Genomic DNA, 255 nt, shown 5'->3' with positions numbered 1-255 from the left:
TGGCAACCTGCTGCAAGGCGTGCCTTTCCATTTCGACGACACCCTGCGCGTGTTCTACGAAGGCAGCTTCTGGGCCTTGCTCAACCCGTTTGCCCTGCTGTGTGGTCTGGTATCGGCCAGCATGATCCTGCTGCAAGGTGCCACCTACCTGATGCTGCGCACTGAAGAGAAAATGGCGGAACGTGCCCGCACTGCGGCCATGCTGTTTGGCGTGCTGACTATCGTGCTGTTTGTGCTGGGCGGCCTGTGGGTCGG

General features: G+C 60.4%; 1 protein-coding gene. It reads left to right on the top strand.

Translation table 11 applies throughout. The features are described from left to right. A partial coding sequence (locus tag JHD64_RS22575; protein WP_199055827.1) for a cytochrome d ubiquinol oxidase subunit II occupies positions 1–255 on the top strand: 255 nt, incomplete at both ends.

This window comes from Aquitalea sp. ASV15, assembly GCF_016429115.1.
Taxonomy (GTDB): Bacteria; Pseudomonadota; Gammaproteobacteria; order Burkholderiales; family Chromobacteriaceae; genus Aquitalea; species Aquitalea magnusonii.
The sequence above is the reverse complement of the archived record's forward strand: the minus strand, read 5'-3'. Positions and strand labels throughout refer to the sequence as shown.